Source organism: Vreelandella venusta (assembly GCF_044809155.1).
GTDB lineage: Bacteria > Pseudomonadota > Gammaproteobacteria > Pseudomonadales > Halomonadaceae > Vreelandella > Vreelandella venusta_B.
In genome coordinates, this window is record NZ_CP085241.1 from 297,273 (window position 1) to 319,216 (window position 21,944).

Genomic DNA, 21,944 nt, shown 5'->3' on the forward strand with positions numbered 1-21,944 from the left:
ATGATATCGCGCAGGCGGCAACTCTTCGGCGCTCGCGTTTCGCGCACTAGGTGTGGGGTTAGGTGCTTACCATGCCGCAGGCTTACCGGCGCCATGGTGCTAGGCACCTGTTTGTGGGCTCCTGCTGGACTCGCGAATGAGGCTTTGCGTGTTGGGGTTTACCATAATCCGCCGAAGCTGTTTGCTGATAACCAAGGCCAGCTGCGCGGTGTGTTGGGTGAGTTGCTCGACGCAATCGCTGAGCAGCAGCAGTGGCAGTTAGAGACCTTTCACTGTGAATTTTCACACTGTTTAACACTGCTTGAGCGGGGTGACATTGACCTGTTGCCGGATGTCGCGTGGAGTGAAGAGCGCGCTCAGCGCGTTGCTTTCCATAACGAACCGGTGATGCACAGTTGGTCACTGCTCTATCAGCGTGAAGAAATGAGCGTTGAGGCGATTTTAGATCTGGCTCAGATGCGCGTGGCGGTAGTTGAAGATGCTATACAGCAACGTTACTTAGCGGCTGTTACCGAGCGCTTTAATGTTCCGGTAACGTGGGTCTCTGTGAACAGTTTTTCAGAGGGCTTTGAAGCCGTTGCAAATGACGAGGCGGATCTGGTGGCGTCAAATCACTTATACGGTGACTGGCGAGCCCGCGAATATGGCCTGCGTGAGACCCCGATTGTTTTCCAGCCAGCACAGCTATTTTATGCAGCATCTTATCAGGCTGCTGATCGCGTACTAGCGCCTATCGACACGACGCTCAGAGCGTGGAAGCAAGATAGTAACTCGCCCTATTTTGATACATTACGCGCTTGGCGCGTCTCAACTCCATCTTCTCCCCTGGTGCCCACTTGGGTATGGTGGGGGGTTGGCTTACTTACGCTTTGCCTGGCACTCGCGTTAGGCCGTAATGTGCGGCTAAATCGCCGGGTAGTGGACAACTATGAGCAGCTTGTTGCTCATGAGGCGCTATTGGCCACCATTTTAGACAGTGTCGATGCGCATATTTATATCAAATCGCCTTCCCTAGAGTATCGTTTCGTTAACCGTCAGGTTTGCGAGCTGTTTGGCATCCCTGCTGAGAAAATTATTGGTCAGCGTGACGAAGCTTTTTTTGATGCGGCAAGCGCCGCCGAAATGCATCAAATAGATTGTCAGGTATTGGCATCGGGCAAAAAAACGACGCTGGAAGAGCATAACCTGCTCAAAGGGGAGGAGCAGGTGCGTACGTTTTTATCCATAAAAATGCCTCTTGTGATGCGCAAAGGGGAAGCGCCTTGCATCTGTGGTATTTCAACCGAGCTGACGGAATACCTGGAGATGCAGTCGCGTACCCATCATTTGGCTTTTTACGATGCCTTGACGGGATTACCAAACCGACGCCTGTTGATGGACTCTCTAGCGCTGGTCACTGAGCAAGAGAGCAACACATCGACGTTTAGTGCCGTGCTGATTATGGACCTGGATAATTTCCGCTTGGTGAATGATATCCATGGCCACGAAAGCGGCGATCAGCTACTGATTAATGTTGCGGTGCGCCTGCAGGAGTCGCTTGATAATTCCACTCACGAAGCGACCGTCGCTCGGGTCAGCAGCGATGAGTTTGTTGTACTGTTAAATACGCTGGGCGAGCAGCAAGAAGTGGCAGCGATTAGCGCTGAGCGTGTCGCGAGTAAGTTGCTGGATGCGGTGTCCCAACTGCGCAATGACCGGGCGCTGCCGGTCAGCGCAAGTATCGGTATTACGCTATTTAAAGGGGCAGGCCACAGCATGAATAGCGTATTACAGCAGGCGGACATTGCCCTGCAGCAGGCCAAGGTGGCGGGTGGTAATAAGCTCTGTTTCTTTAATCACGATATGCAAACCAGCGTACTGGAACGCGCGAGTTTAGAAGGCGATCTGCATCATGCGTTAGCGCGCCATGAGTTGGCGCTTCACTATCAGGTGCAAGTTGACCACCGCAGCGTGACGGTCGGGGTGGAAGCACTGCTACGTTGGTACCACCCCCAGCGGGGCTGGGTATCGCCCGGGACCTTTATTCCTATTGCCGAAGAGAACGGCCTCATCTTACCGATTGGCTATTGGGTGCTTAAATCCGCCTGTGAGCAGTTGGCCAAGTGGGCCTCTCAGCCTGCTTATGCATCACTGACGATTTCGGTCAACGTCAGTTCGGTGCAATTTCAACAGCCTGAGTTTGTGCGGGATTTGGAAGGGCTGTTAGCCGAAACCCAGGCGCCGCCCAATCGTTTGGTGTTGGAAGTAACGGAAAGCTTGCTGATGCGGGAGCCGACACGGGTACGCAATACCATGCTTAAACTGCGTGCCCAAGGCATACGCTTTGCGTTGGATGACTTTGGCACGGGCTACTCGTCGCTGAGTTATTTAAAGCGCTTACCACTGGATGAACTCAAAATTGACCAGTCGTTTATTCGTGAGCTGCTGACCGAAAAGACCGACGCTGCCATTGTCGATACAACAATTCTGCTAGCGGCTAGCCTAGGTTTAACCGTGGTGGCCGAGGGTGTCGAAAAGAAAGAGCAGTTGGAATGGCTGCGCGGTCATGGATGCTACCGCTACCAGGGGTACCTGCTGGGTAGGCCGACCCCCATCGAATATCTGTTTGAGGAGTCCTAAAAAGCCCGCGCAGCGACTGTGAGCGCTAAACGCGGGCCTTCGGTTTTTATATCAGTCGTTTATTAACTAAAGACAGCAAAGCTATCGGCGTTCAGCCACATATGCACAATGATGCTGGCGATGTAGCCCAGAAGTATCACCGGCGCCCAGCGCAGGTGGCCCATAAAGGTGTAAGCGCCTCGGGCTTGGCCCATAACGGCGACCCCGGCTGCGGAACCAATAGAGAGCAGGCTACCCCCTACGCCAGCCGTTAGTGTAATCAGCAGCCAGTGTCCGTGGGACATTTCTGGCTCCATGGTCAACACGGCAAACATTACGGGAATGTTATCCACCACCGCCGAGACAACCCCGAGTACGATGTTGGCCCAGGTGGCGTTCCAGCCCGTGTAAAGCGCTTCGGAAAGCAACCCAAGGTAGCCCATAAAGCCCAAGCCGCCCACGCACATCACTACCCCGTAAAAGAACAGCAGTGTGTCCCACTCGGCTCGCGCCACGCGGTTAAAGACATCAAACGGTACGACGCCACCTAGTTGCTCAAGCTTCTTATTGTCGCCCCGGCGGCTGTAGCGTTCACGTTTGCGTTCCAGCGAGCGTGGCAGGCTACGGCGTAGGTAATAGCCAAAGAACTGAAGATAACCAAGGCCGGTCATCATGCCGAGTACCGGCGGTAAGTGCAGCAGCGTATGACACATAACAGCAGTCGCGATGGTGATCAAAAATAGCGCAATAATTCGCCGTGCACCGCGTTTTAGCCACACATCTTCATAAACGCTGCTGGGCTTCTGATCTTTGATAAAGAAGCTCATGATGACAGCAGGAATCAAGAAGTTAACCAGCGAGGGCAGGAACAGGATGAAAAACTCTTGGAACTGGATAAGCCCTGCCTGCCAGACCATCAGTGTGGTGATGTCCCCAAACGGACTGAATGCCCCGCCAGCATTGGCGGCCACCACAACGTTAATGCAGGCGACATTAATAAAGCGCTTATCACCTTCTGCCACTTTGGTAATGACGGCGCACATAAGTAGCGCCGTGGTTAAGTTATCGGCAATGGGGGATAGCACAAACGCGAGCCCCCCCGTCAGCCAGAACAGCTGGCGGTAGCTAAAGCCTTTGCGCAACATCCAGGAGCGCAGCGCATCAAACACGCGGCGCTCTTCCATGGCGTTGATATAGGTCATCGCTACCAGCAGGAACAGCATTAGCTCGGTGAACTCCAAAAGGGTCACGCGGAACGCATACTCTGATGTTTCCGACATGCCATTTTGGACGTACACCCAGCCAATGAGTCCCCAAATGATACCGGCGGCAACCAGTACAGGCTTAGACTTGCGCATGTGGATTTTCTCTTCAGCCATGACTAACGCATAAGCCAAAACGAAAACCGCCACCGCAAAGAAGCCAACGGCTGAAGTGGTTAAATCGATATCACCCGTTACGGCGAACGCCGCAGGGCTTATGCCGAGTAATAGAGCGGCAAACAGAAAAAGCCAGCGACGAGAGACTCGTGGCTGGCCAGGGGGTTGGTGCAACATCAACATGATGGGCTTTGTCCTAATAATGATGAGAAGATAAGGGTTTTAAATCGCGATTAGTTTAACAATCTGTATTGCATTGCAATACGGAATAAAAACGAATGAAAACTGTTAATAAGCAAGTGATTACATCTTTTTTTAGAAACTACCCATTTAGCTAATAGTAAAGATAATTTTTATTCAAATAGCGGCGGCTGACGGTATGCTGTGGCTAGCTAAGCCCATGGTTGTGCCCTTTATCCATGTTTAAAAGCAAGGTATCTAATTCATTGCAGAGAAAGCGTGGTTCAATCCAATGGACGAGATGTGTGTGCACATAGTGGAGAAAGCGCTGAGCAGACTGGGGTAGCCGCTGGTCGTTGCGCGCAATCATCTGCCAGTGGCTTTCAATCGGGAATCCTTCTATCGGCAGTATCGAAATTTCGGGGTGCTCTTTAGGCAGCACATGCTCGGATAAAACAGCGACCCCCATTCTTGCTGCCACGCCTACGCGAATCGCTTCGTTGCTGGCCATTTGCAGGGTCTTTTTCATGGTTAACCCATGCTCTTGAAGCCAACTTTCCAATAGCATGCGCGTGGCTGAGCCTGGTTCGCGCAGCAGCAAACGCTCATTAAGCAACTGTTCCATAGATAGAGTGGCGTGCTGTGTAAGAGGGTGGTCTGCAGCCGCGATGGCCACCAGCGGGTTGCGCATAAAGCGTGCTGCCACTGCATGGGCGAGCGCCGGTGGATGGCTAAAGACATACAGGTCGTCTTCCTGGCGTTCAAACCGTGCTAACACTTGGCGGCGGTTGCCAATGTGTACCGTGACATCTACGTCAGGAAACGCTTGGCTAAACGGGCCTAGCAAGCGTGGCAACACATATTGAGCCGTATTCACCAGGGCAATGCTAAAGCGGCCTTTGCTGCCTTGCTGAAAGTCGCTGAGCTGATCGGCAAAGTCATCAAAACGGCCTAATACATCGCGGCTAACGTGATACAGCGCCTGCCCAGTGGCTGTCATCGTTAACCCTTGTGAATGGTGCTCTAACAAAGGCATGCCAACCGCTTCGCTCAGGCGTTTTAACTGTTGTGATACGGTTGGCTGGGTGAGATGCAGCTGTCTTGCGGCTTCGCTGATTGACCCGCAGCGCACGACGGTGACATAAACCTGCAGCAATCTAAAGGTTAGATGGCGGATGTTCATGAACCCTACTTCTCCTGAAGTATCACGTTTTTATAGTGACTCGCATAGATGATTATCTATGGCTATCTTACAAGTTATTATTAGTTGTCTCACGTAAATCCTCGCAAAATGCAGCCTCTTTAAAAGCTTTGGAGTGTCGGCAATGCCAGATATTGTGGTGATGTTTTTCTTACTGGGACTCATCGCAGGCGCGGTGAAGTCAGACTTGCAGGTGCCCAAGGCGACTTACGATACGTTAAGCCTACTGTTAATGCTGACGATTGGCTTAAAGGGGGGCATGGCGCTGCACGGCAATATTCACTGGGGATTGGTGCCCGAGCTGTTAGGCGTTGCGCTGCTCTCGGCGATCACATCGCTAATGCTGATGCCTATCCTGCGGCGCTGGGTGCGCCTCTCTGCGGCGGATAGCGCGAGTATTGCCGCGCACTATGGCTCGGTGAGTGCAGGGACGTTTGCCGTGGCGCTGGCCTACGTGGAGGCGCGTCAGCTAGCGGTCGGTAGCGAGGTCACGCTCTATTTAGTGGCTATGGAGCTGCCAGCGATAATGGTAGCCATCGCGCTCTTTAGGCGTTACCAAGGGGCTGCGGTTAAAGAGAGCACCCGCAAGCTCTGGCATGAAACGTTGACCAATCGGGGCGTGATTCTGCTCGCAGGCGGGGTGGTTATCGGAGCACTCTATGGGCCTTTTCAAGGAGAAGAAGTCACCGCGCTCTTCACCGGCGCGTTCAAAGGTGTACTGGCGTTATTTTTGCTGGAAATGGGCCTGACCGCTGCGCAAACTTTACGGCCGATGCCGTGGCACCAATGGCGCTTGGTGACGTTCGCCCTGGTGATGCCGGTGCTGTTGTCACTCCTCGGCATAGGCCTGGGTGCCGCGCTAGGGCTGCCGTTAGGCTCAATAGTTATTTTGGCGGCACTGGCGGCAAGCGCTTCTTACATTGCCGCCCCAGCAGCAATGCGTGCCGCCATTCCCGAGGCCAATATCGGTCTGGCGATGCTGGCGTCACTGGGTGTCACCTTTCCGCTCAACGTTATGCTGGGCATTCCGCTTTATCATTATCTTATCGAGCGAATATTGGGATAGTGCCGCCTGCGTGAAGCGTTGCTGCGTCGGTCGTTGGGCGGTGTTTCGTCAGTAGCACCAATTGACAACGTCCGGCGCAGCACCTACGGTAGCGTTTGTCCTAGGGGAGCCTGCACTGGCTGAGACTCCACCGCCATTTGGCGTTGGTAACCCTTAGAACCTGATCCGGGTCATGCCGGCGAAGGGAAGGATGTAGCCTAACAATACACCCTCTTTGCTTTCGCCTGCCTGCCGTGCGCTCACCGCACACCCCGGCCTAACAATACAGGCAAAGAGGACCCGCTTTCATGATGCTTGACCCTATCTGGACCGGCTTGTGGCTGTCGCTATGCGCCATCGCGCTGGCTCTACCCGGCCTGATTTACGCCCGTCGCCATCGCGATAACCTTGAAGATTACATCATCGCCCGCAATAGCCAGAATACCCGCGCCACGGTGCTAACACTGGTGGCCACCACGCTGGGCACTTGGATTCTGTTTGGCCCTGCCCAGGCGGCGACCTGGGGGGGAATTGGGGCCATACTCGGCTACGCGTTTGGTTCGATGGTTCCCCGGCTGGTGATGATTCCGCTTGGCCGACGCATGCGTGAACTGATCCCTGAAGGGCATGGCTTAACCGAGTTCGTGATCCATCGGTACGGCCGCGCTATGTATGCCTTCACGCTGGTGATTATGCTGTTTTACCTCTTTATTTTATTGGCCGCAGGATTAACCGCCGTGGCGCGTATGGTGGGGTTGCTAGCGCCTATTCCGCTGTGGTTAACCGCCAGCGTGGTCATGATCGCTACCTTGATCTACACCTTTTACGGCGGGCTGCGCGCGTCTATTTACACGGACAAGCTACAGATGCTGGTTATTATGCCGCTGTTGGGGCTGCTACTGGTGTTTGGTTGGCAGGCGGCGGGCGGCGTTGCACCGACGCTGGCAGGGCTGGCTGACAGTGCGCCCCAGCTGCTGCAGGTGAGCGATATAGGCGGTATCCGCGCGGGGTTAACGTTCTTTCTTGCCGTAGCGCTTACCGGCCTCTTTTATCAAGGCACGTGGCAGCGTATCTATGCGGCGAAAGATACCAAGGTGCTGCGCCGTGGCTTCTGGATTAGCGGCGTGTGTAGCTTCATCGTGGTGGCGTTGATGGGGCTGTTTGGGCTGGCGTTTGTAGGGCTTAGGCTTGAAGGCGATGGCTCTGTGGCGCTGTTCAGCGTGCTGTTGGCGGATGTGCCGTTATGGTTCGCGTTAGCGTTGGTGCCACTAGGCTTGGCGTTAGTGATGAGCAGCGCTGACTCCACCATCAGCGCGACATCCAGCATTATCGCCGTGGATATGGGGCGGTTGATTCCCACGGCCAGCGATACCACCTTGATGAGTTTGGCGCGGTGGTTAATTGTGTTGGCCGCCATCCCCATTACCTGGGTCGCCTCTCAGGGGTACAGCGTGCTGTACCTGTTTTTGCTTGCGGATTTGCTCTGCTCGGCAGCGGCCTTTCCGGTGTTTTTCGGGCTTTTTTATCGCCGTTACACGGGCCTTAATGCCGTCATCAGCACCGCGCTGGGGCTTGTGGCGGGCCTAGCGATGTTCCCTGCCCCCGGTGGGAGTACGGCAACCTTATTGGAATCTTTCCTACTGGCGGCACTGGTGCCCGTGGCGGTCTCGCTACTGCTATTGCGCGTGCTGCCCGCCCGCCCAGCCTACGATTTTGGCTTGCTGCACACGGCAGTACGCCGTTTTAAAGGGTAAAGCCAGGCAGCCGATACAGTTCGCTAACACGGCCGCCCGGCATCGCTTATGCTGCCGGGCGGGGCAGACCTAAATGATCACGCAGCGTGCTCCCCGTATACTCGCGGCGAAATAGGCCGCGAGCTTGTAGCAGCGGTACGACCTGCTCAATAAAGTCCTCAATACTGCCCGGCAGCGTCGGCGGCATCAGGTTGAAGCCGTCGGCACCACCTCTCTCTACCCAGCGCTGCATTTCGTCAGCGATCTGCTCTGGCGTGCCGACCATGGTGCAGTGACCGCCGCCAGCCGCGAGCCTGCCTAATAGCTGGCGTAGCGTAGGTGTTTCGCTTTCAATAATGCGCAGAATGGTGGCATAGCGTCCTTTAGGCCCTGCAAAATCCTCTAGGGGTGGCAGTGCCGGTAGCGGTGCGTCCAGCTCCCAGTGGCGGCAGTCCTGGCCGATAAACTGGCTCAACTGGTGTAGCGAATCCTCGGTGGGCAAGCGTTCATCCAGTTCGCGCTGTTTGGCTTTCGCCGCGGCTTCGGTAGAAGCGACGTAGGTTACTAGACCAGGCATTATCGCCACGGGCGCGCGGCCAGCGTCGCGTACGCGGGCTTGAATGTCTTGATAGTAGGCTTGCGCCGAGGGAAGGTCGTAGGCCACCGCATAAATCGCTTCTGCATAGCGCGCTGCTAAGTTACGTCCTGGTTCAGAAGCACCGGCTTGAAACAGCACGGGATGCCCCTGGGGAGGGCGTGGCACGGTGAGGGGGCCATCCACCAAAAAGTGTTCGCCATGATGGGCAATCGGCCGCACTTTGCTGGGGTCAGCATACTGGCCTGCTCGGTCGCAGCGCAGCGCGTCATCCGTCCATGAATCCCACAGTGCTAACACCGTTTGCGCAAACTCCTCGGCGCGGGCGTAGCGCAGGTGCTGAGGGGGCATGGCTCCCCAGCCATGGTTGCGCGCTTCGCTATCAAACATTGAGGTGACTAAATTCCATCCCATGCGGCCGTTAGAGATATGGTCTAACGAAGCGAGCATCCGCGCCGCATGAAACGGGCTAAAAAACGTGCTGGATATCGTTGAGATCAGGCCGATGTGCTCTGTCGCCCGCGCCATAGCGGAAAGCGCCGTCAACGGTTCTAAAAACCACTGCGGCCCTCCGCTCACGTTGCCTGCGGCATGGCCATCGGCAAAAAAGACGGCGTCTAATTTTCCGCGTTCAGCGGTACGTGCCAGCGACTCGTAGTAGCCAATATCCCCCATGCGCTCAACGGCTGAGTTTGGCTCGCGCCAGGCTGCCTTATGGTGGCCGCAGCCCATGATAAAAAGATTGAGATGCATCTGAGTAGCCATTAGTTTTTAACCAGGCCGCCATCGACCACCAAATTTTGGCCGGTGACAGCCCGGCTCCAAGGCGATGCAAAAAACAGCGCTGCATCTGCAAACTCTTCAGGGGTAGTGACGCGGCGCAGCGGCGTATTGGCCGCGATGAGATCAAACAACGCTTCAGGCGTAGCCGCCGAGGCATCGGTGGTGCGTAGCAACCCTCCTGAGAGCATATTCACCGTAATGCCGTCAGGCCCCAGGTCGTTAGAAAAAGTGCGAGTGAGCGACAGCAGCGCCGCCTTGGCAGCGGTGTAATCGTGATACGGCACGACCGGGTTTTGGAACAGGTTAGTGCCAATGTTAATGATTCGCCCAAACCCCTGTTCACGCATGCCGGGTAGTGCTGCTTGAATAGCATTGAGGGCACCGCGTGCCACGCCCTGCAGCTGCTGGTCGAGGTTTTCCCAGGTGAGCGTGTCTGGGGTTGGGCGGGCGTCGCCGTTAAACGAAAAATCCGGTAGGGCGTTGTTAATCAGCGTGGTTACCGGCATACCGAAATGTGCTTGCGCGGTGGCGAACATCGCCTTCACGGCCTCTGGGGCACGCACGTCGGCCTGTATCGCTAGCGCGCGCTCAGGGGCGTGTGCCGCTAGGGCGTTTGCTGCATCAGCGCTGTTTAAGTAGTTCACGATAACCCGCGCGCCCTGGGCTAAAAAGGCGTGTGCTAAGCACGCGCCGAGGCCACGGCTAGCGCCGGTAATTAACACAAGTTGCTGGGAAATCGGAAGTGCGGTGGGCGTTGTTGGCATTGTGGTAGCTCCCTCGTGAAAGCGAGGGATGCATACCGACCCCATTGCGGGTCATGAGTGTGACATCCCTTCGCCGGTATGAACTGGATCAGGTTCAGCGGGTCTTATCTCAGCCCTGGCGTAACGCCAGGACACCCCGTGTCGTTTGTTGAATGTATCCTAACTGATAATCCAGCTCGATTCATACTACAAGGTTCACTTTGAGCGCCACCCACCGCGCTTGTCAGAATCGCCAGCGCCTAGAAGGCTTCCCATTCGGGTTCTGCTTCGACTGCCTTTCGGTGGTGATTCGCTCGGGCGGTCGGGGGAGCCGCTGCCACCGGGAAGTCAAGATTGCTTATAGTGGTCAGGGGCTGCGATATAGTTGAGTTTGTTGGTAGCGCTGACGTGCGATTATTCATGCGAAATGCGCTTACCGTGTTGGCGAGTAGGTCTGCCTGAGACTTCAGTGCTGATGCTGCCGCTGCCGACTGCTCTACCAAGGCAGCATTCTGCTGAGTGACTTGATCCATTTGGCTCACCGCGACACTGACTTGCTCAACCGCTTGGGACTGCTCCTCTGATGCGGCGTTGATGTCCGCCATCAGTTCGGAGACCTGCCGCACACTTCCAACCACCTTTTGCATAGCTTCGCCAGCCTGTTGCACTAAGGCACTGCCATCCCTAACCAGCTCACCGTCGTGAGTAACGAGCGTCTGGATCTCTTTGGCAGCTGTCGCGCAGCGCTGGGCAAGGTTGCGAACCTCGCTGGCCACCACGGCAAACCCTCGCCCTTGCTCGCCCGCTCTGGCGGCTTCCACTGAGGCGTTCAACGCCAGTATGTTGGTTTGGAAGGCAATGCTGTCGATGACCGAAATAATGCTGCCTATTTTCGCGGCGCTCTCTTCAAGCTCATTCATTTTGCCCATGGCCTGGGCGGTTTGATCGCCTCCGTTATCGGCCAGTTGACGAGCGCTGCGCATTAGGTCGTTTGCCTGCCGGGTATTGTCGGCGTTCTGCTTCACCGTAGCGGCCACCTGCTCCATGCTAGTGGCGGTTTCCTGAAGGCTGGCGGCCTGTTCTTCAGTACGCTGAGAGAGGTCGTGGTTACCTGAGGAGATCTCGCCAGAAGCACTATGGATAGCGTTGGAAGCGTGCTGAATCCGCGAGACCAGCTCGCGCTGCTGAACCTGTGTTTCGCTTAACGATTCAAGGGCAAGGCCGATCTCATCACGGCGCTCGATCTCAATATGGTTATTCAGGTTGCCAGCGGCAATCGCCTTAAAATAGCCGATCATACGGCCGAGGGGCTGGGTAATAACACGAATCAACATCCAGCCGCCCAGAGAGCCAATCAGCAGCGCCAGAATGATCATGGCGGCGGTTAGAGCGCGCATAAAGGTAAACGTCGACTGTGCTGAAGCATATTCGGCGCGTGCTACTTCGCTTTGCAGGTCAATCAAATTGCGCAGCGTTTGGTTGGCAGACGTGAACGCGGGGCGTGCGACCTCAACCATATGAACGGTCGCGCGATCAATACTGCCAGCCTCGTAGAAAGCGATGGCTGGCGCGATGCCCTGCTGAAAGAAAGCGCGACGTTGGTTGCTATAGCGTTCGGCTAACTCTGCCTCTTGGGGCGTTAAGAAGGTAGCCATATAAGCTGACCAAAGCTGCTCCATCGTCTCAGTATTGGCGGCTACGGTGTCTAAGTAAGACCGACGGTTAGCGCTGTTGGCGGACTCACTACTGGCGATCTCATGAGTCAAGCTGATTTGGTTGAGCTCAATGATGCTGTCACGCATTAACTCATCAATGCGGGTGAGCTGCTGCACGGGAACTAACCGATCTTCATAAATGGTTTCTATGGCGCCGTCCATAGCGGTCATGCCGCGTATGCCAAAGCCGCCAACAACGGCGATCAGGGCAATTAAAAAGGCGATCAAAAGGATCAGGCGCGCTTTGATAGTAAGGGACATCCAAACTTCCTAGGAGTGAGGGGTAGTTAACGGCTTGCTGCAAATGCCAGGGAGGGGGTGGGTGGTGTGCCCACTTATTTGTTGTAACCAGTTGATGTTTTTTATTCTTTTCTATTTTATCGTTATTCTCCGATCGCCAAGTATTAAATTTTTCAATGGCCGTGATCGTTTTTGCGTGGTGTGTAGCTCAGAAATCGAAGCAGCCAACACTAAAGCGTGAAGCAATACTGCCTGGCCGCGTAAGAAGATTGCTCGCCATGCTGTGATTGATTAAGAGCAATATGCAGCCGTGGAGGAAGCCCGGCAGAAAAGCGATGGCACAAAAAAAGCACCCGTAGGTGCTTGATTTGTAGGGGTGTCTGGTGGAGGCGGCGGGAATTGAACCCGCGTCCGCCAGCACGCGCCTATTGGCTCTACATGCTTAGATTCCGTCATTTGCTTTAACGCGACTGACTCCGACGGTCAGGATTCAGCCACGCGAGCCTTCTAAAGTTTAACGGTTGACGAGAAGACACCGCCAACCGCGGTCCTATCAGCTTTAGCTCATATCCCCGCAGTGATGAATAGGCACATCACCTTGGGGTCAGACAAGAAGCTAACAGTGTTTAAGCTGCTAGCGCGCCTTGAGCGTAGTTTTCGTCATTTGCGACTATTTTATCGTGATGTGGGATTTACGAGATACATCACGCTCTCGGCATGCACCGCAAGGGTTGTCACCGGCGTCGAAACCATGTCGCCCCCTGATTGCAGCAAGCATTCTAACGTGCTCGCTGCTAATTGACCAGCTATGCCTTGTTATGTTCCCGCATAATTCGGCCTTTTTGGCGGCTCCAATCGCGGTCTTTTTCTGTCGCACGTTTGTCATGCAGCTGTTTACCGGTTACCAAGGCTAGCTCGCATTTTACTTTATTGCGTTTCCAATAGAGCTTGAGCGGTACGCACGTATGGCCTTTGTCCTGAGTCACCGAGAAAATCTTAGCAATCTCTTTGCGATGAAGCAGCAGTTTGCGGGTGCGCGTGGGGTCGGCAATCTCGTGGGTGCTTGCCGTATTCAGCGGCATGATGTGGCTACCCAGCAGAAATGCCTCGCCGTTGCGCACTAGGATATAGGTATCCGTCAGCTGCGCCTTACCGGCGCGCAAGCTCTTTACTTCCCAGCCAGCAAGCACCAAACCGGCTTCAAGCACCTCGTTGATGTGGTACTCAAACCGCGCTTTCTTGTTTTGGGCAATTACGCTGCTGCTGGGGCCCTTGCTCTTACCTTTCTTAGTGGCCATGGAACCTCATCATTAATCTGTCGGTAGCGGCTCCTTCGTTATCGGAGGAGGCGTGATACCATTTAAGGTCTGAAAAATATTTCCCATGATACGCTTTGGGCACTGTGAAGTCAGCGGAGAGGTCAATGCCAACCGTTAATCGTACCGCCTTGGTGCGGCACACCCCCCAACAAATGTTCGATTTGGTCAATGATTTCGAACGCTATCCTGAATTTCTGCCGGGGTGTCGCCGCGCGCGCCTTCATGAGCGCGATAATGTTCACTTAATTGGCGAAATGACCCTCGGGCGCGCCGGTGTTGAACAAACTATTACCACCCGCAACGACCTGTTTGAGCCGGAGCGGATCGAGATGTCACTCGTTAAAGGGCCTTTTAAACGACTTAAAGGCCGCTGGCTATTTACTCCTATGGGGGAGGACGCTTGCAAAGTTAGCTTGGAAATGGATTTTGAATTCGCCAATCGGCTGTTAGGCATGGCGTTTGGCAAGCTCTTCCAGCAAATTGCCGGGCAGCTGGTGGATGCCTTTACTAAGCGTGCCAACGAGCTATATGGACGTTGAGACGATTACCGTAGAGGTTGCCTTTGGGTTGCCGCAAAAGCAGCGCATCGTGGCGGTTGTGGTGCCTCAAGGGACAACGGCACGCCAAGCTGTTGCTGCGGCTGATTTGCCGAGCCTGTTTCCTGAGCTGGCTAGCACTACCTTTGAACTGGCGCCGCTGGGCATTTTTGGCAAAGCGCTGCGCCAACCTGAAAAAGAAACAGTACGCGCGGGCGACCGCATAGAGGTGTATCGCCCGCTGCAGGTTGACCCCAAAGCCGCAAGGCTTGAGCGCGCAAAGCGCCAAGCCAAGGGCCAATAGTACGCCTTACTCAGCCATAATCACTGGCTGTGACGATGGGGAATTTTCAGGGGTGGTGGCTTGCTGTGTAGGCGCCGGCAGTGCATCTAGCGGGTCAGTGCCTTCAGTCGCTGGGCCTGCGCTAGTATTGGTGCTGACTGGGATGTCGCCTGAGAAGTCGCCCTGCTGATCAATATTGACCAGACGCCCGGCGTTATCAAAAGTAAGGGTCACGCGGCGTTGTTCAACATCGCCGTAAGCTTTGTCGAGACGGTAAACGTAATCCCACTCGCGGGAGTCGAAAGGCGCTTCCAGCAATGGGCGGCCCATGATGTAGGCTGCCTGTTCCTGGGTCATTCCCGGTTGGAGCTGGCTGACCATTTCTTGGGTGATCAGGTTGCCTTGGGGAATGTCGCGCTTGTAAACGCCAACGTAGCTACAGCCACTAACAACGGTTAGAGCAACGGAAAGAGTAATGATACGAGTCAATTTTTGCATTTGAGCCTGTTCTTCACTATCGTGGTTTCGGTCGATGATACCCGACCTAACCTGTCACTGCGAAGAGCAACCATGGCCGATCAGAACCATGAACTGCGCAAAGCCGGGCTGAAAGTGACCCTGCCGCGCGTCAAGATCCTGCAGATTCTCGAAAATGCTTCGGGCCAACACCACCTTAGCGCAGAAGAAGTGTATAAAACACTGATAGATGCGGGCGAGGATGTTGGCTTGGCTACCGTCTACCGCGTGCTGACTCAGTTCGAGTCGGCGGGCTTGGTGATTCGTCACAATTTTGACGGTGGTCATGCGGTATTTGAGATGACCCAAGAAGACCACCATGACCACATGGTGTGTTTAGAAAGCGGTGAAATCATCGAGTTTCTTGATGACATCATCGAGCGTCGCCAGCAAGAAATAGCGGAAGAGCACGGCTACGAGCTAGTGGATCATGCCCTTGTGCTGTATGTGCGCCCTCGCGGGTCGGACATTACGCGCCAGGATAGTGGCCCTACCAACAAAAAGTAGTCGTCCGCGTTGCTTAAAAACGCCCTCTGGTCGTCAGTGGCATATCACCGGCGGCCCGGGGGCGTTTTTACATCTAGCGTTTGATGGTTGTTTAATGCTGGGTGGCGGGAATAAGTGAGACTGCGACCAGCAGCATAATTATGCCAATCAGTGTGTCGAAGATTCGCCACGCGCGGGGTGATTGCAGTTTGGGGCCAAGGAAACGCCCGAATCCTGCCAGGGAGAAAAACCACAGCAGTGATGCAGAAGCAGCTCCCACCACGAATGCGACCGTATTAGCTTGCTGGACGCCGACGCTGCCAATCAGCACAACGGTGTCCAAGTAGACATGTGGATTGAGAAGCGAAATAGCCATGGCTTGGCCCGCAATTTGCCACCCGTTATAAACGCTACGCTCCTGGCTAGTTAATAAACCACTGTTGCCCTGCCAAGCGCGTTTGAAAGCCTGCCCACCCAGCCAGCACAACAAGGCGATGCCTAGCCATGTCATGACAGGGACTAGCGTGGGCAGCCGTTGCTGAAGCGACTCGATGCTATAAACACCTAGCGTAATTAAGAGGGCATCAAGACTGGCGCAAATAGCCGCCACTACCCAGGGATACTCTTGGCGCATACTTTTATTAAGCACCCAGGCGTTTTGGGCGCCAATGGCAACAATCAAACCAAGAGAAATGCCAAAGCCCGTCAGTAGCGATGGTGTCATGCAGGGTGCCTCTCGTGCGGGTAAATGAGCTTTTTACAATAAAGGCGGGCTTGTTTATTAATCTAACGAATAATATTTATACGTCATAATCAGCGCTTATGACGTGAAGGATACATGCAGCGTATAGATCGGTTTTAAGCGTATGCGAAATGCCTGCAAACGCTTTTCCAGTTCAGTGACCGGATTGTGGATAAGTTTGTGGTTAAGTGTGTGAGCACCCGGTGAGCAAGCTGGTGAAAAGGTGTGCTGAATTTATGCTTTCTCAATGTGCGGTGAAGGAGATGACGACATGTTGGACTACCGGCTACTGGAGGCGCTGAGTGCCGTCATTGAAACAGGCGGTTTCGAAAAAGCCGCCCAGAAGCTGCATATCACGCAGTCAGCGGTGAGTCAGCGTATTCGCCAGCTCGAGCACCGCTTAGGCCAGCCGGTGGTGCTAAGGCGCTCACCGCCAGTGGCAACCGCGCTGGGACGCCGTTTGAATAACCACTTGCAGCAGGTCAAACAGTTAGAGTTAGGATTGTTAGACGAGGCGCAGGGTGAGCCACTGAAGGTGCGTGTGACGGTCAATGCGGATTCAATGGCAACATGGCTGGCGCAGGCGCTAGCAGCGTGCCCATTAAGTCACCAAATGGACTTTGATCTAGTGGTAGAAGACCAAGAAGTGGGCCTTGGCAGAATGCGTAATGGCGAAGTAATGGCGTGTATCTGCGCTGAAGCACAGCCGGTTAATGGGGGAGCGGTGAGTCCGCTGGGCGTTTTACGCTATCGGGCGCTAGCGAGCCCGGCATTTATTGAGCATTATCAGACGCGTATCGACACTGCCCGGTTGGTCGATGCGCCCTGCCTAATTTTTAATTGCGATGACCGCCTGCAGCACCAGTTCTTAGAGGCGCAGGGGCTGCCTCCGCCCGCCCGTCAGCATCGCGTGCCCTCTTCTGAGGGGTTCGTTCAGATGGCGTTGCAGGGGCTGGGGTACGGCATGCTGCCAGAGCTTCAGGTAGAGGAGTACTTAGCCAACGGAGGGTTAGTGGATGTAGGGCCAGAATTTATACTGGATGTACCGCTTTATTGGCACTTCTGGCAAACCGAGAGCGCATCGCTGACGGCGTTGAGGCATGCCGTCATTGGGTATGCTGGCCAAGTATTACGTTAACGGAGCAGCGCCCAATAACGAGGGCGCTGCTTTGTGTAACGCCTAGTGCGGTGGGCGTTGGCTGGCATGGAGCATTTCACGGGCGTGGGCGAGCGTTTGATCTGAAAGCGTTATGCCACCGAGCATGCGGGCCAGCTCGCTAATGCGCCCACGCTCATCCAGCAGCGCCATGTGAGTCAATGTGGTATCCCGCTTGGAGCGCTTTTCAATATGCAGATGCTGGTGTGCCTGGGCAGCCACTTGGGGCAGGTGGGTTACCGTCATCACTTGGCCATTTTCCCCTAGCTTGCGCAGCAGTTGGCCAACAATTTCAGCCGTGGCCCCTGAAATGCCCACATCCACCTCATCGAACACGAGGCTTGGAATCGTCGAGTGCGATGCGGCGACGACCTGGATTGCCAAGCTGATGCGCGACAGCTCACCGCCCGAGGCCACTTTGGTCAGCGGGCGGGCAGGCTGGCCGGGGTTGGCGCTAATTAAGAACTGCACGTGATCCAAACCTTCTGGCGTTGGCGTTTCGCGTGGGGTTACGTCCACTTCAAAGCGCGCTTTACCCATGGCTAAGAAGGCGAGCTGCTGCTGAACCTCCTTGCCTAGGCGAACAGCGGCTTTCTGGCGCGCCTCGCTCAGTTGTTTTGCTTCACTGCGATAGCGCTCTCGGTATTCAGCCACTTGGGTACTTAGCGACTCAAGGTCATCATCGCTGGCTTCTAGCTGGGCCACTTCCTGTTGAAGCTGCGCATGCAGCGCACAGATTTCTTCGGGGGCGACGTGGTGTTTGCGGGCAACACGATGCACATCGCCCATGCGCTCTTCTACCCAGGCCAAGCGCTCGGGGTCTAGCTCGGTGGTGCTAGCCAGGCGATTAAGCTCGCTCGCGGCCTCTTCAACCTGAATGCGCGCATCGCTTAACATCGCTAATGTGTTGGCGAGCGTGCCCTTATCGCTGCCAGGTAAGGCGCTTAAATGGGCATACGCTTGGTTTAACAGCGATAGTGCGCCGCCTTCATCGCTTTCGCAGCAGTCGGCAGCAAACTGGGTTTCACGCAGCGTCTCTTCGGCATGAGCAAGGGTGTGCTGCTCCTCTTCAAGCGTTTGCAGCTCCCCTTCAGCCAGCCCTAGTTGGTCGAGTTCTTCTACTTGATAGCGCAGCAGCTGCCGTTTGGCTTCCACTTCGCTGCCTTCTTCGCTGAGCTTTTTTAAGCGGCGTCGAGCGCTGCGCCATTCACGGAATGTCTCGGCGAGCTGCTGGCTGCGTTCGCGCAATCCGGCGTAGTCATCCAGCAGCGCAAGGTGGGTCTCTTCACGCATCAAGGCTTGATGCGCGTGCTGCCCATGGATTTGAATCAGCTGCTCGCCCAGCGATTTTAGATCGGCGATAGTCGCAGGGTGGCCATTGATCCACGCTTTGGAACGGCCGCTAGCCGTCACGACACGGCGCAGCAGGCACTCCTCCGTAGGCAGGTCGCGAGCGTTGAGCCACTCTGTGGCACCAGGAAGATGCTGAATATCAAAGCGGGCCGAAAGATCTGTGCGTTCGCAGCCGTGGCGCACGCTGCCGGCATCGGCACGCTCGCCCAAACAGAGGCCCAGGGCGCCCAGTAGGATCGATTTACCCGCCCCGGTCTCGCCGGTAATCGCGGTCATGCCACGGGTGAGGTCGAGTTCCAGGCGGGTAACAATAGCGTAATCTTGAATCGCTAGCTGCGTAAGCATAAGGCCTCCTGAGGCGGTGCGGCACAGAAGCTGGATACTTATCCAATGGTTGTTGTTTTATACAGTAGTCGATAACTCACTTCAATGCCCCTCTTGAGATGCTCTCTATGGCCCCCATATAGCGTGCATACGTAGTTAACACTTCCTCTGTAATTCTGATGTGCCGCTTTCAGGCACCGCTGTATATGTTTAGGAGCAAGGCATGGCTAAAGAACCGCAAACCCCCATGGATGATGAGTTGGCCCGCCGTGAGCAAGAAGCCGAAATGACGGAGCAGGCGGCAGAAGAGCGCTTAATTGATGGTGAACTAGACGGCCTGATTAACGATGAAGCGCCGTTGGAAAATGAAGAGGTCGACCCTGAGGCCGACGTGCTAGCAGCAAAGGTAGAAGAGCTGGAGTTAAGTTTGGCAGAGGCTAAAGACCAAGCCCTGCGTGCGGCTGCTGAAGCCCAGAACGTTCGCCGTCGTGCCGAGCAGGAAGCTGAAAAAGCGCGCAAGTTTGCGCTCGAAAAGTTTGTTAAAGAGCTCCTGCCTGTCGTCGATAGCCTGGAAAAAGCCCTTGAGAGCATGCAGGAAGGTGCCTCCGACGCTCACCGTGAAGGGGTGTCCATGACGCTGAAAATGCAGCTAGATGTGCTGAACAAATTTGGCGTGGAAAGTATTGAACCCCACGGCGAACCCTTCGACCCGCAGGTGCATGAGGCGATGGCGATGGTGCCGAACCCGGAGCTTGAGCCCAACACGGTGATGGACGTGATGCAGAAGGGGTATCTGCTTAACGGACGCCTAGTACGTCCAGCCATGGTCGTCGTAAGCCAAAAAGCTAAGTAAAAAAAGGTTGCCGCTAAGCGAAAAAAAGCCCTTGAAATGCTGCTGGCGGCCCCCAAATAAAGGTCAACCCCGCGGGATAAGCCCGCAACTTGTTTAAAGAACAAATTTTTTAGTTTTGTAACAACTGAATTCGAGGTTTTTGCTATGGGACGCATTATTGGTATCGACCTAGGCACCACCAACTCTTGTGTGGCCGTGCTGGATGGTGATAGCGCTAAAGTTATTGAAAACGCCGAAGGCGGTCGTACTACGCCTTCCATTATTGCCTACACCGATGACGGTGAGACGCTGGTAGGTCAGGCGGCAAAACGCCAAGCCGTTACTAACCCAGAAAATACGCTGTACGCCATCAAACGTTTGATCGGCCGTCGCTTTAAAGATGATGTTGTACAAAAAGACATCAAGATGGTGCCGTACAAAATCGCTGAAGCTGATAATGGCGATGCGTGGGTAGAAGTGAAAGGCAAAAAAATGGCACCGCCGCAGGTAAGTGCGGAAGTGCTGAAGAAAATGAAGAAAACCGCCGAAGACTATCTCGGCGAAGAAGTGACCGAAGCGGTTATCACCGTGCCGGCTTACTTTAACGACAGCCAGCGCCAAGCAACGAAAGATGCGGGCCGCATTGCTGGTTTAGATGTTAAGCGCATCATCAACGAGCCGACCGCAGCAGCCCTTGCTTACGGCATGGACAAGTCGCGCGGCGATAAAACCATCGCGGTTTACGACCTGGGTGGCGGTACCTTCGATATCTCCATCATCGAAGTCGCTGACGTTGACGGTGAAACCCAGTTTGAAGTGTTGGCCACTAACGGCGATACCTTCTTGGGCGGCGAAGATTTCGACCTGGCGCTGATCAACTACTTGGTTGACCAGTTCAAGGCCGATAGCGGTATTGATCTGTCCGGCGACAACCTCGCCATGCAGCGTCTGAAAGAGGCTGCCGAGAAAGCCAAGATTGAGCTTTCCAGCGCCCAGCAAACCGACGTGAATCTGCCCTACATCACGGCGGATAACACTGGCCCGAAACACCTTAACGTGAAGGTGACCCGTGCCAAGCTGGAATCACTGGTTGAAGAGCTGGTGCAGCGCTCGCTTGAGCCGTGCAAAATGGCGCTTAAAGATGCGGGCCTGTCGGCTGCTGAAATCGACGAAGTGATTCTGGTCGGTGGTCAGACACGTATGCCGATGGTGCAGAAGAAAGCCGCTGACTTCTTCGGTAAAGAAGCACGTAAAGACGTTAACCCGGACGAAGCGGTGGCCGTGGGTGCTGCGATTCAGGGTGGCGTATTGGGCGGTGACGTGAAAGACGTTCTGCTGCTCGACGTGACGCCGCTGACCCTAGGTATCGAAACCATGGGGGGCGTGATGACCGCGCTGATCGACAAGAACACCACCATCCCGACCAAGAAGACACAAACCTTCTCAACCGCGGATGACAACCAAACGGCTGTAACGATCCACGTCGTACAGGGTGAGCGCAAGCAAGTGTCGCAGAACAAGTCGCTGGGTCGTTTCGACCTCGCTGACATTCCGCCGGCACCGCGCGGCGTACCGCAAATTGAAGTAGCGTTTGACCTGGATGCCAACGGTATCCTGAATGTATCGGCCAAAGATAAAGCGACCGGTAAAGAGCAGTCTATCGTCATTAAAGCGTCCTCCGGCCTCACGGATGACGAGATTGAGCAAATGGTGCGCGATGCCGAAGCCCACGCGGACGAAGATAAAAAGTTCGAAGCGCTGGTGCAGCTGCGTAACCAAGCGGACGGCATGATTCACGCTACCCGCAAAACCGTCCAGGAAGCGGGCGATAAAGCGACCGATGACGAGAAGCAGGCCATCGAAACTGCCATCACTGAGCTGGAAGAAGCGCTGAAAACTGACGATCAGGACAACATCCAGAAGAAATTGGATGCCCTGACCGAAGCTTCAGGCAAGCTGGCGCAGAAAATGTACGCCGAACAGGCAGAAGCTGCCCAGCAGGCTGAAGGTGAAGGCGCTGAAAATGCTAACGCCAAGCAGGACGACGATGTGGTTGACGCCGAGTACGAAGAAGTCAACGACGATCAGAAAAAGCAGTAATTAACCTCTTTCTGCCAAGGAAAGCGGTGACGCGGGAGGCAACTCCCGCGTTGCTGTTTCCAGGGCCGAGACGCCTATTAAGTGC

At 55.0% G+C, this 21,944-nt stretch carries 18 protein-coding genes, 1 other RNA gene and 2 riboswitches; of the genes, 9 read left to right on the top strand and 10 right to left on the bottom strand.

Annotated elements, in window-relative coordinates; genetic code table 11:
- Entirely contained in the window at positions 1-2,619 is a 2,619-nt protein-coding gene (locus tag LG301_RS01460) for an EAL domain-containing protein (protein ID WP_404472792.1), read from the top strand.
- 62 nt (positions 2,620-2,681) lie between these two features.
- Here LG301_RS01460 and nhaD read toward each other — a convergent pair whose 3' ends face one another.
- Positions 2,682-4,160, bottom strand: a complete 1,479-nt coding sequence (nhaD, locus tag LG301_RS01465; protein WP_404472794.1) for a sodium:proton antiporter NhaD — start codon at positions 4,158-4,160, stop codon at positions 2,682-2,684.
- Between the two features lie 205 nt (positions 4,161-4,365).
- Positions 4,366-5,340, bottom strand: a complete 975-nt coding sequence (locus LG301_RS01470) for a LysR family transcriptional regulator (protein WP_404472796.1) — start codon at positions 5,338-5,340, stop codon at positions 4,366-4,368.
- Positions 5,341-5,482: 142 nt separating this feature from the next.
- Between LG301_RS01470 and LG301_RS01475 the strand changes: the two genes are divergently transcribed.
- Both LG301_RS01475 and LG301_RS01480 read left to right on the top strand, forming a co-directional pair.
- Positions 5,483-6,424, top strand: a complete 942-nt coding sequence (locus LG301_RS01475; RefSeq protein ID WP_404472798.1) for a sodium-dependent bicarbonate transport family permease — start codon at positions 5,483-5,485, stop codon at positions 6,422-6,424.
- A 92-nt stretch (positions 6,425-6,516) separates the two neighbouring features.
- Positions 6,517-6,628, top strand: a riboswitch (TPP riboswitch).
- 83 nt (positions 6,629-6,711) lie between these two features.
- Positions 6,712-8,157, top strand: a complete 1,446-nt coding sequence (locus tag LG301_RS01480) for a sodium:solute symporter family protein (protein WP_404472800.1) — start codon at positions 6,712-6,714, stop codon at positions 8,155-8,157.
- A gap of 46 nt (positions 8,158-8,203) precedes the next feature.
- On the opposite strand, the gene LG301_RS01485 is transcribed toward LG301_RS01480, so the two are convergent.
- The 5 genes from LG301_RS01485 to smpB form a co-directional block, all read right to left on the bottom strand.
- Complete coding sequence (locus LG301_RS01485; protein ID WP_404472802.1) at positions 8,204-9,484, bottom strand: LLM class flavin-dependent oxidoreductase; 1,281 nt, start codon at positions 9,482-9,484, stop codon at positions 8,204-8,206.
- 11 nt (positions 9,485-9,495) lie between these two features.
- On the bottom strand, positions 9,496-10,278 hold the full coding sequence (locus tag LG301_RS01490; protein ID WP_404472804.1) for a 3-oxoacyl-ACP reductase: 783 nt from the start codon (positions 10,276-10,278) through the stop codon (positions 9,496-9,498).
- Between the two features lie 48 nt (positions 10,279-10,326).
- A riboswitch (TPP riboswitch) is annotated at positions 10,327-10,427 on the bottom strand.
- Positions 10,428-10,517: 90 nt separating this feature from the next.
- On the bottom strand, positions 10,518-12,233 hold the full coding sequence (locus tag LG301_RS01495; protein ID WP_404472806.1) for a methyl-accepting chemotaxis protein: 1,716 nt from the start codon (positions 12,231-12,233) through the stop codon (positions 10,518-10,520).
- A gap of 360 nt (positions 12,234-12,593) precedes the next feature.
- Positions 12,594-12,974, bottom strand: a transfer-messenger RNA (tmRNA) gene (gene ssrA, locus LG301_RS01500).
- 44 nt (positions 12,975-13,018) lie between these two features.
- Positions 13,019-13,510 (bottom strand): SsrA-binding protein SmpB, encoded by a 492-nt coding sequence (gene smpB, locus LG301_RS01505; RefSeq protein WP_263066297.1) that lies wholly within the window; start codon positions 13,508-13,510, stop codon positions 13,019-13,021.
- A gap of 125 nt (positions 13,511-13,635) precedes the next feature.
- On the opposite strand from smpB, the gene LG301_RS01510 reads away from it, so the two are divergent.
- Together LG301_RS01510 and LG301_RS01515 are read left to right on the top strand one after the other, a co-directional pair.
- A complete protein-coding gene (locus tag LG301_RS01510) occupies positions 13,636-14,070 on the top strand; it encodes a type II toxin-antitoxin system RatA family toxin (RefSeq protein WP_404472808.1) in 435 nt (144 codons plus the stop codon).
- The gene (locus tag LG301_RS01515) at positions 14,060-14,371 is read left to right on the top strand and encodes an RnfH family protein (RefSeq protein WP_404472810.1); all 312 of its coding nucleotides are present in this window, start codon (positions 14,060-14,062) and stop codon (positions 14,369-14,371) included. Before LG301_RS01510 ends, LG301_RS01515 begins: the two co-directional genes overlap by 11 nt.
- A 6-nt stretch (positions 14,372-14,377) precedes the next feature.
- Here LG301_RS01515 and LG301_RS01520 read toward each other — a convergent pair whose 3' ends face one another.
- A complete protein-coding gene (locus tag LG301_RS01520; RefSeq protein WP_404472812.1) occupies positions 14,378-14,848 on the bottom strand; it encodes an outer membrane protein assembly factor BamE in 471 nt (156 codons plus the stop codon).
- Positions 14,849-14,920: 72 nt separating this feature from the next.
- On the opposite strand from LG301_RS01520, the gene fur reads away from it, so the two are divergent.
- Positions 14,921-15,373, top strand: a complete 453-nt coding sequence (gene fur, locus LG301_RS01525; protein WP_263066293.1) for a ferric iron uptake transcriptional regulator — start codon at positions 14,921-14,923, stop codon at positions 15,371-15,373.
- A 91-nt stretch (positions 15,374-15,464) separates the two neighbouring features.
- Here the strand turns inward: fur and LG301_RS01530 are convergent, their stop codons facing one another.
- Complete coding sequence (locus LG301_RS01530; protein ID WP_404472814.1) at positions 15,465-16,076, bottom strand: LysE/ArgO family amino acid transporter; 612 nt, start codon at positions 16,074-16,076, stop codon at positions 15,465-15,467.
- A 289-nt stretch (positions 16,077-16,365) separates the two neighbouring features.
- Between LG301_RS01530 and LG301_RS01535 the strand changes: the two genes are divergently transcribed.
- Complete coding sequence (locus tag LG301_RS01535) at positions 16,366-17,232, top strand: LysR family transcriptional regulator ArgP (RefSeq protein WP_404472816.1); 867 nt, start codon at positions 16,366-16,368, stop codon at positions 17,230-17,232.
- 42 nt (positions 17,233-17,274) lie between these two features.
- On the opposite strand, the gene recN is transcribed toward LG301_RS01535, so the two are convergent.
- Positions 17,275-18,948, bottom strand: coding sequence for a DNA repair protein RecN (gene recN, locus LG301_RS01540; protein ID WP_404472818.1), 1,674 nt, complete (start codon positions 18,946-18,948; stop codon positions 17,275-17,277).
- Positions 18,949-19,150: 202 nt separating this feature from the next.
- On the opposite strand from recN, the gene grpE reads away from it, so the two are divergent.
- Complete coding sequence (gene grpE, locus LG301_RS01545; RefSeq protein WP_404472820.1) at positions 19,151-19,780, top strand: nucleotide exchange factor GrpE; 630 nt, start codon at positions 19,151-19,153, stop codon at positions 19,778-19,780.
- 144 nt (positions 19,781-19,924) lie between these two features.
- On the top strand, positions 19,925-21,859 hold the full coding sequence (gene dnaK / locus LG301_RS01550; protein ID WP_404472822.1) for a molecular chaperone DnaK: 1,935 nt from the start codon (positions 19,925-19,927) through the stop codon (positions 21,857-21,859).
- The last annotated feature ends 85 nt before the right edge of the window (positions 21,860-21,944 follow it).